The 12,630-nt window shown below is 42.3% G+C and carries 15 protein-coding genes; 2 read left to right on the top strand and 13 right to left on the bottom strand.

Annotated features, from left to right (window positions below; genetic code table 11):
- Positions 1–6 precede the first annotated feature (6 nt).
- The 5 genes from fdh3B to LS71_RS02125 all read right to left on the bottom strand — a co-directional run bounded on the left by fdh3B (position 7) and on the right by LS71_RS02125 (position 5,965).
- On the bottom strand, positions 7–639 hold the full coding sequence (gene fdh3B, locus LS71_RS02150; protein ID WP_034353758.1) for a formate dehydrogenase FDH3 subunit beta: 633 nt from the start codon (positions 637–639) through the stop codon (positions 7–9).
- Positions 640–650: 11 nt separating this feature from the next.
- The gene (locus LS71_RS02145) at positions 651–3,470 is read right to left on the bottom strand and encodes a molybdopterin-dependent oxidoreductase (protein WP_081946244.1); all 2,820 of its coding nucleotides are present in this window, start codon (positions 3,468–3,470) and stop codon (positions 651–653) included.
- A 20-nt stretch (positions 3,471–3,490) separates the two neighbouring features.
- On the bottom strand, positions 3,491–3,706 hold the full coding sequence (locus LS71_RS02135; protein ID WP_034353769.1) for a twin-arginine translocation signal domain-containing protein: 216 nt from the start codon (positions 3,704–3,706) through the stop codon (positions 3,491–3,493).
- Between the two features lie 67 nt (positions 3,707–3,773).
- On the bottom strand, positions 3,774–4,427 hold the full coding sequence (locus LS71_RS02130; protein WP_034353772.1) for a molecular chaperone TorD family protein: 654 nt from the start codon (positions 4,425–4,427) through the stop codon (positions 3,774–3,776).
- A complete protein-coding gene (locus LS71_RS02125) occupies positions 4,424–5,965 on the bottom strand; it encodes a 4Fe-4S dicluster domain-containing protein (protein WP_034353775.1) in 1,542 nt (513 codons plus the stop codon). The genes LS71_RS02130 and LS71_RS02125 overlap by 4 nt, the downstream gene beginning before the upstream one ends.
- Before the next feature lie 308 nt (positions 5,966–6,273).
- On the opposite strand from LS71_RS02125, the gene LS71_RS09415 reads away from it, so the two are divergent.
- Both LS71_RS09415 and LS71_RS02120 read left to right on the top strand, forming a co-directional pair.
- Positions 6,274–6,552 (top strand): hypothetical protein, encoded by a 279-nt coding sequence (locus LS71_RS09415; protein WP_034353778.1) that lies wholly within the window; start codon positions 6,274–6,276, stop codon positions 6,550–6,552.
- The gene (locus tag LS71_RS02120; protein ID WP_194145645.1) at positions 6,485–7,099 is read left to right on the top strand and encodes an FkbM family methyltransferase; all 615 of its coding nucleotides are present in this window, start codon (positions 6,485–6,487) and stop codon (positions 7,097–7,099) included. Before LS71_RS09415 ends, LS71_RS02120 begins: the two co-directional genes overlap by 68 nt.
- 27 nt (positions 7,100–7,126) lie before the next feature.
- Here the strand turns inward: LS71_RS02120 and LS71_RS02115 are convergent, their stop codons facing one another.
- The 8 genes from LS71_RS02115 to rpmJ are packed head-to-tail and all read right to left on the bottom strand — an operon-like array spanning position 7,127 to position 12,576.
- Positions 7,127–7,705, bottom strand: coding sequence for an anthranilate synthase component II (locus tag LS71_RS02115; protein WP_034353782.1), 579 nt, complete (start codon positions 7,703–7,705; stop codon positions 7,127–7,129).
- Positions 7,706–7,733: 28 nt separating this feature from the next.
- The gene (locus tag LS71_RS02110) at positions 7,734–9,635 is read right to left on the bottom strand and encodes a bifunctional chorismate-binding protein/class IV aminotransferase (RefSeq protein WP_034353785.1); all 1,902 of its coding nucleotides are present in this window, start codon (positions 9,633–9,635) and stop codon (positions 7,734–7,736) included.
- 25 nt (positions 9,636–9,660) lie between these two features.
- Positions 9,661–10,014 (bottom strand): 50S ribosomal protein L17, encoded by a 354-nt coding sequence (rplQ, locus tag LS71_RS02105; RefSeq protein ID WP_034353787.1) that lies wholly within the window; start codon positions 10,012–10,014, stop codon positions 9,661–9,663.
- 13 nt (positions 10,015–10,027) lie between these two features.
- Positions 10,028–11,032, bottom strand: coding sequence for a DNA-directed RNA polymerase subunit alpha (locus tag LS71_RS02100; RefSeq protein WP_034353790.1), 1,005 nt, complete (start codon positions 11,030–11,032; stop codon positions 10,028–10,030).
- 24 nt (positions 11,033–11,056) lie between these two features.
- A complete protein-coding gene (gene rpsD / locus LS71_RS02095; RefSeq protein WP_034353793.1) occupies positions 11,057–11,683 on the bottom strand; it encodes a 30S ribosomal protein S4 in 627 nt (208 codons plus the stop codon).
- A 9-nt stretch (positions 11,684–11,692) separates the two neighbouring features.
- Entirely contained in the window at positions 11,693–12,085 is a 393-nt protein-coding gene (rpsK, locus tag LS71_RS02090) for a 30S ribosomal protein S11 (RefSeq protein ID WP_034353796.1), read from the bottom strand.
- A gap of 11 nt (positions 12,086–12,096) precedes the next feature.
- Positions 12,097–12,459: a 30S ribosomal protein S13 gene (rpsM, locus tag LS71_RS02085; RefSeq protein WP_034372387.1), complete on the bottom strand. Its 363-nt coding sequence runs from the start codon at positions 12,457–12,459 to the stop codon at positions 12,097–12,099.
- A 3-nt stretch (positions 12,460–12,462) separates the two neighbouring features.
- Positions 12,463–12,576: a 50S ribosomal protein L36 gene (gene rpmJ, locus LS71_RS02080; protein ID WP_002956266.1), complete on the bottom strand. Its 114-nt coding sequence runs from the start codon at positions 12,574–12,576 to the stop codon at positions 12,463–12,465.
- Positions 12,577–12,630 lie beyond the last annotated feature (54 nt).

Here is a 12,630-nt window from a genome sequence, read left to right as displayed (position 1 = left end):
CCTCCTTTAGATAGTATCGCCATAAGCTTCACGCCACTCAAAAGGCGTTTTTGGCTCTATCTGCTTATGAGATGCCCTATCGCGCACAATAGATTTAAGCTCATCGCTTCCGCCTGCAATCAACGCCTTTGTAGAACACATCGCCGCACATGCAGGCACTTTACCTTCTGCGATACGATTTTGCCCATAGAGTTTGTATTCTTCAGTACTATGTGTTTCTTCAGGTCCGCCAGCGCAGAATGTGCATTTATCCATTACCCCGCGAGAGCCAAAAATATCACTTTTTGGAAATTGTGGAGCGCCAAAAGGACAAGCATAGAGGCAATATCCACAACCAATGCAAGTTTTTTTATTATGCAATACAATGCCATCAGCACGGATATAAAAGCAATCCACAGGGCATACCTGCGCACAAGGTGCATCTTCGCAATGTTGGCAAGCAATGGAGATAGACTTCTCTTTACCCACCATACCTTCATTAAGCGTAATCACGCGCCTGCGGTTCATACCCACAGGTAAGTGATGAGCCTCTTTGCAAGCCACATCACACCCATGGCAATCAATGCAGCGACTTTCATCGCAGTAGAATTTAACGCGCACGCGCTCGCCTATTGCTGTTTGTGTTATATTTTCGCTCATATCCTGCCTCCCTATGCCTTCTCAATGCGGCACAATCCGCACTTTGTCTCTGGACAAGCCGAGTTATAATCAAAGCCATAGCTTGAAATCATATTCGCAGACTCACCTATTGCATACGCTGCTGTGCCTTCTGGATATTTATCTAGGCGGCTTTGTCCCTGCTCCATACCTGAAAAGTTCTGCGGCACCCACACACTATTGACATCTACACGATATGAAAGCTTCGCTTTAATAAGCGCGCGTGTCCCCATTGTGCCATACACCCATACCATATCACCATCTTTAACATTGAGCTCTTTGGCTTTTTCGGGGTGAATTTCTATAAACATCTCGCTATGCACTTCAGCAAGATATTTCGCACTCCGCGTCTCTGTCCCTGTTCCCATATGAGAAACTAAACGCCCGCTTAGCATATTAATTGGAAATTCCTTTGTCCAATCTTTCTCACTCTGGCGCGATTGATACTTAATATTTGCCCTATAGTGATTTGGCTTATCTGGGAAAGTAGGATACTTAGCCACCAAATCAGGTCTTATAGAATGCAATGGCTCTCTATGCAATGGAATCTTATCATACCAATTCCACACTACAGCACGCGCCTTGCCATTACCATAAGGACAAAGTCCCGCTTCTAGCGCTTTTTCAACCAAAATATTATTGCCATAGCCTAGCGCAAATGTACTGCCCTCAATGGCTTTTTTCTCTTCACTTGTAAGTTTTATACCTAAAGATTCTGCATTCGCCGCACTCACAAATGAATGCCCGGCAATTTTCGCATTAGGTAAAGTCCGCGCGGAGAACATACTTTGCCCATCAGGTGAAGTATCACCCCAATTCACCCTAAAGCCCATACCGCCTTTCATAACAGGAATGCTATCATTGTAAAATACAGGTGTGCCGGGGTGTTTATCACTCCAGCAAGGCCAAGGAAGCCCATAATACTCGCCTTCAAATTCTCCTTTGCCTGCTAGAGTTACTTTGTCAAACATATGCCAATTTTCTTGATGAGCCTTTAAGCGTTTAGGACTCATACCTTGCAAGCCTATGCTACGCACCGCTTGAGTAAGCTCTGTGGTCGCATCTTCTGGCCAAATAAATTCTTTACGCCCATCGGCCTGCGCAATTTTATACAAGCTGCGTTGCAACTCCTCTAAGAATCCAAATCGCTTTGCGAAATCAAAGAGTATCTCTTGGTCTTCGCGACATTCAAAGAGCGGTTCCATAACTTTAGAACGCCACTGATAGCTACGATTAGTCGCTGCAACCGAGCCAGAGCTTTCCATTTGCGAAGCTGCAGGCAATAAAAAGATATTATCTGTCTTATCGCTATAAATGGCTAAATCATTCACATATGGGTCGATAAATACGACTAATTCAAGCTTATCCATTGCCTTTTTTTGCAATTCAAGCAAAGATACAGAAGTCATACCTGTGCCAATCACCACAAGCGCGCGAATCATCGTGCCACCATTATTTGCTGCATTCTCCTCATCAATCACGCCAAATTTCCATGTTGAGTGCGCAAAGCCCGGAGATTCCATCATCTTTTTATCTTTAAAGCGTGAAAGCAGCCATTCATACTCTACCTGCCAATGCTTTGCAAAATGTCGCCATGAAGATTCTGCTAAAGAATAATATCCGGGCAATACATCAGGGTTTGCTGCCATATCTGAAGAGCCTTGCACATTATCATGCCCACGCAAGATATTCACGCCTCCACCATTTTTACCCATATTACCCAAAAACATCTGCAAGATTGGCATTATACGCGTGTTGCTTGTGCCAACGGTGTGTTGAGTAAGCCCTTGATTCCATATAAGTGTCGCAGGCTTTGCCTTTGCCATATCCTCTGCAATGTGGCGAATCTCATCAGCTGGGATTCCAGTAATATTTGCTGCTTCTTCAGGTGTGTATTTCATCGCTTCTTTAATGATTTCCTCATATCCATACACACGCTCTTCTAAGAATTTTTTATCATGCAAATCATTACTAATGATATGATGGAGCATACCATACACAAGGGCAATATCTGTCCCACTGCGGATTCTATGATATTCATCTGCTTTGGCTGCAGTTTTACTAAAATGCGGGTCAATCACTACAATCTTTGCTCCAGCCTCTTTAGCGCGCAAAATATGCACCATAGACACAGGGTGATTTACTGCAGGGTTTGCGCCGATAATAAAGATGTATTTTGAAAACATCATATCAGCGATGTGATTTGACATTCCACCAAACCCAAATGTATTCGCCACACCGGCGACTGTTGGGGAGTGTCAAACGCGATTGCAGTGGTCTAGGTTATTTGTGCCAAAAAATGCCGAAAACTTCCGCAAATAGTAGCATTGTTCATTTGAAAGCTTCGCACTTCCTATCCACATTACCGCATCAGGTCCGCTCTCATTACGAATTTCAAGCAATTTTTTGGAGACTTTATCCATCGCACTATCCCAATTTGTGCGCTGCCATTGCCCGCCAACCTTTTCAAGCGGATAGCGCAAACGCGTTTCACTGCGCGCCCTATCGATTAAGTCCGCACCCTTGCAGCAATGCCCACCTTGTGAAATGGGGTGGTCTTGCGCTACTTCTTGTCGCACCCATACACCATCTTGGACTTCAGCAATAATCCCACAGCCCACAGAACAATGCGTGCAAATAGTTTTCACGCGCTTTGCATCAGGAAAATTCTCCCTTAACTCCGCTTCACTAGCTTTTTTAATAACTCGCTCTCCCTCATTTCCAAAAGCACTGCTTACACCAGCCACAGAAGCCAGCGCAGAGAGTTTAAGAAATGAGCGGCGAGCATTGCGTCTGTTATCTGCCTCACTCATCTTTACTCCTTAGAATCTACTTATTTGGCAACTGAAAAATAAGTCTGCCAATACTTTGTATCACCACGATACAGCACTTCTTGCTTTTTGCTTTTGCCCTTAATGACTTCCTTTTGTGTGTGTTCTCCAGAACAACCATTCAAACTAAGCGAGCCTATTGCAACCACAGCACCACCAACCCCAGCAGCTTTCAAAAACTTCCGCCGAGATTGAATTTCTTCTTGCATATTCGACATAGAGCCTCCTCTTGTTTGGACTTTGGGATAAACCCATTTGAGCCTTTTAAAAAAAGCTCAAATCAATCTAGCCTAAAGCGCGCTCTACATTTAAAAAACTCTGCAACAAACTCCCTACACTCGCATAATAGCTTAAATCCTCCCTTTGACTTAACACATTAGTCACAAAATCACCCAAAGGAATGACTAGCTCTTTACTCACTTCAGCACATAATGCTTTGTCCGCCTCATCTTGTGATAGCAGCAAATGCCGCATTAAAAGCAATAAAAAACCCAAATGCTCCTCACTCTCTTTGCATTCTTTAGTATTTAGCCTAAAAGTGCTTTTTTTAGTGAGCTGCCGCGCTTTAAGCAAAGCCTTGCCATTGAGGCAGCCCTCAAGGTAATGCGAAAGATAAAGCATAACTTGCGTATTTTTACGGGGCTGCTTGCCCTTTTTGCGCTTCATTGGCATTTGCTCATGGGCTTTTGGCACACTAAAAGATAAAAGAAAGGTATTGGTGTATTCACGCAGAATCTGCTCCACTCCCCTACGCTCTAGCTCACTTTGCAAAAGTTCAAAATGCACGCTATCATGCTCATTAAAAGCATTTTCTTTTAAGATTTTCACTTGATTTAATAACACGCTAGAGCGCTCGCAAAGCAATTCATACAAGAATAACCCCGCAAAAAAATCATAATACAATGCCCGTGCGCGCGACAAAGAATCTAATGCATTCATGAGCGCGCCTCCTCAAACATTACTTTCACCTTGCAATCCGCACAGCATTCTAAAGTCTTTAGCTTAAGCGGATTTTTGCCAAAGGCTGGGGCTAGAATCTGCTTAATTTTCTCAATGCTTCTGCGTGTGGCAAAAATCTTATCACACTCTACACATCTAAATGGTTCATCTTGCGCGATTTGCGTATATTCAAAACTTTCTTGGGCAAGATTTAGGCTGCTAGATTCTATACTTAGCACATTTTCCGCGCAGCTTGCCACACAATAACCGCAATCTGTGCAAAGCGAAGGCTTATAGAGTAGCTCAAAGCGCGTTTGATTGCTAATGAGTGCTTGCGTATTGCACGCCTCTACACAGCTTAGACACAATGTGCATTTTTGCGCATTAATGCCCAAAATACCAAATCCATTTATGCCCACCTTGCCATAATCCTCTTGCTTTACCCAAAAGCGCATACGTTCAGAAAATATATCCTTGCTTGTTTCAGCACTTGTAGGCGTGTAAATATAATGCGTCTGCGCTATAGGCGCTATGTCCCCTGCGCATATTATAGAATCTGCATAAGTATAAATAGCCTTTTTGCCAAAAATACGATGATAAATACCATTTATAGATTCTATATCCTTGTGTGTATGCTCGCCAAGTGGTGTATAAAGCGCAATGGGCGCTCCACTCTCTTGCAAAAGTGTAAGCAAATAAGTGCTATTTAGCATATCAGGCACAGGCATAACAAAAGGCAAAAATAGAGCATTTTGCGCCCTTAATGCCTTGAAATCTTGCGCAAACTCATCTGTGTTAAAGGCTTGCTTTGAGACAATAAGGGGTATATAGCCCTTATAAAGCCTTGATTTATAGCTAAACGCCTCTAGCCCATCGCCCTCCCTCTGCACGCTCCCTGTAGGGCATACGCTCACACACCTGCCACACGCGATACAATCAATCGCAGAAAGCTCTAGAATACTTAAAGTTTTATCGCTACTTATACCTAAAGTTGGGCATATATCGGCACAGGCATGGCATACACTGCTTCCATCTGCAAATGGGCGGCGCGATTGAAATTGACAATGCGTAGGGTCAAAAATAATATTGCGCGTATATTCATAATCGCCGCATAGGGATAATATAGAATCTAGCATCTCTCGCGCGCTACTATAGTTACTTGGCAAATGCACGCCCTTAAACGCGCGTAGATTCTGTAATGGGGAGAAAGACACCACTTGTGCAGTGGATAGACTTTCTACCCTACCATTAGCATTTTTAAAAGTCAGCTCAAATGCTCCTAAATGCCCTTTAAGACTTACAAAATCCTGTGGCAAAAGATGTAAAAGCTCAAGCTTTGGCGTATGCTCATCATTAATACACATTGCCAAAAACTCATCACATAACTCGCCATAGCCAATCACCACGCATTGAGGCGCCACTACGACTAGCCCATCTTTGCTTAGCGAAGTAAAATCAAGCGTAAGCTCATCATATTCATGTAAAATTGCTCTTTCCTCATCGCTTAACAAAGCTAAGACGCCTACATGTTGCTCCATTCCGTGCCTCTTTTGTAATAATTTGTTGTTTTGTAATTCTTAATTTGGCGCAATAATACAATAAATCGAAAAAATAAAACTATTTTTTAACCAACTCGCAATTATATAAATTTATATATATCCTTTTTGGTAACATTTTACTTAACCAAAGCTTAAAATATTGCACACTATAAACAAGGCAATTTTAAGCCCTTGCTTTGTGTTATATTTTTGCGCCATTTTTAGCCTAAACAGCGCGGATTTAAAGGCAATTCACAGGATTGTATCACTACAATACGCCCACAAACCCCAAAGCCTCAAGGATACATATGCAAGATTCTATACACCCACAAGCGCGCCTATGGCAAAGGACTTGGCGATATGTGAAAGATATATTGCGCCGCGCTAAATATGCCTATGTAGATTCTATAAATAAGCGCGTATCGCTCTCCGCGCAGGTTAAACGCATTAAGGCTGCCAAATATATCCTTAATCTTACGGGGGGGGGGGAGCTATGCACAATATGGGCAAGATTTATTTGTGCAAATCTTCTTTTCACGCCTACCACGCAAGGAGTCATACTTCTTTGTCGATGTGGGCGCAAATGATGGCATAAGCTTTAGCAATACCCTAGCCTTAGAGCAAAGCCAAATTCAGCATTGGCAGGGCATACTCATCGAGGCAGATTCTCAAATGTTTGCCAAATGTGTAAAAAATCGCCCTCACACGCCCGCATACAATGTCGCACTATGCAATAAAGATGAAATGGTGCATTTTATGGCAATTGAGGGCTATGCGCAGATGCTAAGCGGCATTGTGGAGGATTATCACCCAGCTCACCTTGAGCGTATAGAGCGCGAGATAGCGCAATATGGCGGCTCATATAAGATTTTTGAAATGCAGGGCGCGCGCTTTTGTAGCATAATGTCGCACTCCCAACACAAGCATATTGATTACCTCTCCATTGATGTTGAGGGGAGTGAAATGCAAATCCTGCAAGGCATTGACTTTGAGCGCTATGATATCACACTTATTGGCATTGAGGATAATTACCCCACACGCTCTAAGATTCAGTCATTTTTAAAGCAAAAAGGCTATGTGAAGGTAGCAAAACTAGGCGCAGATGTGTTTTTTGCTAAAACACAGAATCTATAAGCGCGCCAAAGTAAAATCACAACAAAATCATAATCTAAGAAAATTGCGCATAATGATTTTGCCTTGCGCTTGCAGGATAGATTCTGGGTGGAACTGCACGCCATAGGTATCAAAAGCGCGCGCTTTAAGCGCCATAAGCACATTTGCTTCACTATATCCTAATGGCTCACAAGCGCCCAATTTAGAGACATATAAAGAATGATACAAGGCTATTTTCACGCCTTGCTTTACGCCCTTAAACAAAGGATTTGGGCTAAAAAATAATCGCCCACTTTTAGCGTGTATGGGATTTTCTAATGGGATAACCTCCCCGCCAAAGGCTTGAGCTATGCATTGATGTCCTAAGCATATGCCTAAAATTTTTTTAGAAGGTGCAAAATACCTAATCGCCTCCAAGCACACGCCAGAATCTAGCGGGTGGCTAGGACCAGGCGAGATGATAAGATGAGAAAATGTATGCTGCTGCAATGTGGCTAAATCTACATCATTTGTTAGCACAATGGGCTGCAAGCCTAGATTCTGTAATAAATAAATGATGTTGTAAGTAAAAGAATCATAATTATCAATCACTAGCACTTTTGCCCTAAATGCGCACTTTTGCCCCATTGCCTGCCTTTATATAGAATCTACAATATCATACAGAATCTGCCAAAGATACTTCTATCACGCCACGCACGGAGTTTATGCACCATATTCGTTGCGCATTTTGCAAATCTGTTAATGTTAAAGACGCCTCCCGCGCTAAATGATTGTCCAACATTAGCGCGCGCAGTGTCCCCCCAAGCAGCCCGCATTTAAGCGCTGGCGTATAGAATCTGTGGTTAATTTCACACACTACATTGCTGCGCGAACCCTCCGTGATAAAGCCCTTATGATTGTAAAAAATCATATCAAAAATACGCGCTTCCTTAATGAGCTCACTTGCCTTAGCAAAATGCGCACGGCTTGTGGTTTTGTGATACACAAGCATATTTTTCGCCTCTTGTGCGGGGGAAAGCACAATTTTGCGTGATTGCACCTCTTGAATGGGCAAAATCGCTACAGCAAGCTTGCCATCAAAAGAGAGCATAAGCCTAATAATGGCGCGATTTGTGGGCATTTGTGTATTAAGATAAGCAAAAAACGCGCTTGCATCTTGCCACAAAGCACTATCTGCCCTATAAGCAAGCGTAGTGTATCGCGCCAAAAAATCATTAAAGGATAGAATCTGCTCGCCCACAGGCGCAATACGCTCGTGCAACGCAGAAAGATAGGCGCAATTAAAGCCTAAATCTTGCGCGCTTTTTAGCATACGCGCGATATGAGCGTGCAGCAAAAAAATATGCCCATGCTCATAAAGCATAGTCTCAAACAATCCATAAGATTCTAAAGACGCACCCAAAAACTGCGCCTTAAGCAAAAGCTCTGCAAATTCATCTTCGCATACAGAATCCCACACCACGCCACTGCCCACACCATAGCGATAAAATGATTCGCTGTGATGTTTAAAAAGCGTGCGAATAGGCACGCATAAGCATGTGTGATGCGCAGAAATCACGCCCAATGCACCACAATACACGCTCCTTGTGCGAGATTCTAAAGCGCTAATAATCTGCATGGTTTTTAGCTTAGGCGCGCCAGTAATGGAGCCGCAGGGGAAAAGCGCTTGCAAAAGTGCCTTTATGGTAGTGTGCTTTTCAAGCCTGCCTTGCAAGGTAGAGACCATTTGATGAAGGCTAGGATATGAGTGTATCGCGCATAACTCCTTTATGCGCAGGGAATGGGGGGCGATAATCTTGCTTAAATCATTGCGCAATAAATCTACAATCATCATATTTTCGCTGCGATTTTTAGCATCTATGCGCAAGAAGGCTTTAAGTTGTTTATCACTTTGCGTGCTTTTATTTATAGAATCTGCACGCCTTATAGTGCCTTTCATAGGCTGGATAGTAATTTTTTGATGTTTTATCTCAAAAAATAGCTCTGGAGAAAAACACAGAATCTGCAAAAAAGCATTGCGCATATAAGCCCTGTAGGGAGTTGGCTGCTTGCATAAAAGCCGCTTGAAGAGCTGCTTTGGCTTTAGCATAGAGTGCAAAAGCAGCTCATTTGTGTAATTGACCTGATAAGTATCACCCTTTGCAATGTGCGCTTTAATAGCATTAAAGCCATTTGCATAGACTTTAGAATCTAAACCCTGCAAAAGTGAGAGTAGCGGGAGAGACGAAGGATTTTTATATTTATTTTTGAATGTGATTTTCACCCGTTGGCTAAAAAGCACAAAATAAAGGAGCGGTTCTCTTTTGCGAGTGATGAGGGCTTGGGTGCGCTGAAAAAGCGTTTGATAACTTTTTGCCTGATAAGTTTGCAGCAACACACCTGCTTCATAGGTGATGTAGCCTACAAAATATAACTCTTTATGATGTTTTTTTAGATGTTGCTTTTTTTGAGAATCTAGCACGCGCTCTATAGAATCTAACGCGCTTAAGACACCCTCCAAATCAAAGGCTACAAGCCTACGCAATGGCTTTTTATAACTAAAAGAGCCATAAATCATTTAGATTCTCTGGCTCACTGTGCGCTTAATCCACAAGCTCGATAATCGCCATTTGTGATGCATCACCCCTGCGGAGTCTTGTGCGGTGGATTCTGGTGTATCCGCCATTGCGCTCTTTATATTTTGGAGCAATTTGGGTTACAAGCTTTTTGGTAGCAGACTTATCTTGCAAGAATGAAAATACATGCCGGTGTGCGTTTAAATCACCCACACGCGCTGCGGTAATAAGTCGCTCAATATAGCTTTGCAATTCTTTTGCCTTAAACACGCCTGTCTCAATCTTGCCATACTCAATGAGCGCGATAGCAAGATTTTTCAATAAAGCCTTACGATGCGCCGATGTGCGCCCTAATTTTCTATATCCGTGTTTATGTCTCATATCTCACTCCCCACTAATTATTTTTTATCTTAGCCATTTTGCGATTAAGCAGCTGCACAATATCATCTGCAAGCTCTGAACCCACAGGATATCCAAGCTCTTCAAGCTTTTCTGCAATTTCATCATAAGATTTTTTGCCCATATTTTTGATATTTTTAAGCTCATTTTCAGTCATTGTAACAAGCTCACCTACATATTTTAAGCCTGACCTATCAAGGCAGTTAAAGCAGCGCGCGCTAAGATTTAGTGTATCAATCTTAATCATTAAAGTTTTAAGCTCGCCAGAATCTTCGGCAATATTTTTAGCCCCGCTAGATGCAGCATTTAAATCCACACCAAAAATACCCATTTGTTTATGCATAATCGCAATCGCCTCTTTAAATGCAGTGAGAGGCTCTATCTGCCCATCTGTCTCAATGTCAAAAACAATCTTTTCATAATTTGGATTATCCTCGACAAGTACATTTTCAATCTCATATACTGCCTTTTTTACAGGCGTGAAATACGCATCAAGTGGGATATAATCTTCTGCTATCTTGCCACGAATGCTCTCACTTGGAACATATCCTATGCCCTTTTGCACGATGAGCGAAAAGCTAATAGTGGCATTTTCATTGATTGTCGCTAAATATGCTTCAGGATTTACAATGCCCACCGCATCATTAGCCAATTCGCTGGCAGTCAAAACCATTGGACCCTTAAAATCATACTGCAACTGCACACTATCCAACTCTTTGTCCTTAATAAAAAAGCGGATATTTTTAAGATTGCTAATAAAATGAGATACATCTTCTACAATGCCACGAATAGAATCAAACTCATGCGTTACGCCTTGAATCTTAAGCGCAGTAGGCGCATAACCAACTGAACTTGAGAGCAGCAGGCGACGAATAGGGTGAGCTAATGTAATAGCGTAGCCTGCCTCAAAAGGAAAGGCACTGATTTTAATTCTATTAGTTGAAATCTCATCAATCTTTATATCCGTGGGGATATAAGGTTCAATTTTAATCATATTCATTTCACAACCCTTATCTTTTATTTCTTACTTAGAGTAAAGCTCAACTATCAATCTCTCCTCGATAGGAATAGCTACCTCTTCTCTTTGTGGAAAGCGAGTAAAAATACCAAACTTCTTATCCTTATCCACATCAACCCAAGGCACAATACCTGTTTGCGCGGTTAAATCAATAGCGCGAATGACTTGAGGATTATTTTTAGTTTTCTCACAAACTTCAACCTTTTGTCCGGGTTTAAGCAGAAATGAAGGGATATTCACACGCTTGCCATCAACAAGAATATGCCCATGAGTAACCAGCTGACGGGCAAAACGACGTGTAGTAGCAAAACCCATACGATACACAACATTATCAAGTCTTTGCTCAATAATGCGCACAAGATTCTCTCCCGTGTTACCATCTTGACGATTTGCCTCCCTAAAGAGTGCGCGGAATTGCTTCTCGCTCACGCCATACATAATCTTAGCCTTTTGCTTTTCGCGCAATTGCAAGCCATATTCAGAGATTTTTCCACGCTTTTGTCCATGCTGCCCGGGACCATAAGGACGCTTATCAAGCGCACTTTTCCCAGCCAATCGTCTCTCACCTTTTAACGCAAGAGATACGCCAAATCGTCTCTCCAATTTCTCAACAGGTCCTCTATATCGTGCCATATTACTCCCTTACACTCTTCTTCTTTTTGGCGGTCTGCAGCCATTATGTGGCAATGGCGTAATATCTTTTAGCCATAACACTTTAATCCCTTCCACTGCGCCCACGCTCTTCACGGCTGTTTCGCGCCCACTTCCAGGTCCTTGCACCTTAATACCCACTTCCTTAATGCCATGCTCCTTTGCTTTCTCCATAGCAGATTCTACGGCTTGCTGCGCGGCATAAGGAGTAGATTTTTTACTTCCTTTAAAGCCTAAGCCCCCAGCAGTAGCCCAGCAAATCACATTACCCATTTCATCAGTAATCGTTACATTTGTGTTATTAAATGAAGCAGATATACACACTATGCCCCTAGCAATATTCTTTTTGATATTTTTTTTCTTTGTTACAGGTTTTTTTGCCATCTGCCCACTCCTTACTTACTACCAACTGTTTTCTTTTTACCCTTGCGTGTGCGAGCATTATTTTTCGTAGTTTGCCCCCGCACAGGTAAGCCCTTTCTATGTCGCAAGCCACGATAACTTCCTAAATCCATTAATGCCTTAATGTCCATAGTTACCTTTTTGCGCAAATCGCCCTCTACCATGTAACTTTCCTGAATCTTCTTTGCAATAGATGACACTTCATCTTCGCTGAGATCATTAACTCGCTTATCAAAAGAAATATTTACGGCATTTAAAATGTCCCTTGAGCTTTTAAGCCCAATGCCATAAATATAAGTGAGTGCGTATTCCACTCGTTTCTTTTTTGGCAAATCTACACCAGCAATTCTAGCCATATTCTATCCTTGTCTTTGTTTATGTTTTGGGGTTGAGCAAATCACTCTCACCACGCCCTTACGCTTAATAACCTTACACTTGTCACACATTTTTTTGACTGAAGGTCGAACTTTCATACCTACTCCTTTTTGCTTCTAACTTTTTTAAGTTGAAACCGAACATTCTATGAA

The sequence above is a fragment of the Helicobacter jaachi genome (assembly GCF_000763135.2).
Taxonomy (GTDB): domain Bacteria; phylum Campylobacterota; class Campylobacteria; order Campylobacterales; family Helicobacteraceae; genus Helicobacter_C; species Helicobacter_C jaachi.
The sequence above is the reverse complement of the archived record's forward strand: the minus strand, read 5'-3'. Positions and strand labels throughout refer to the sequence as shown.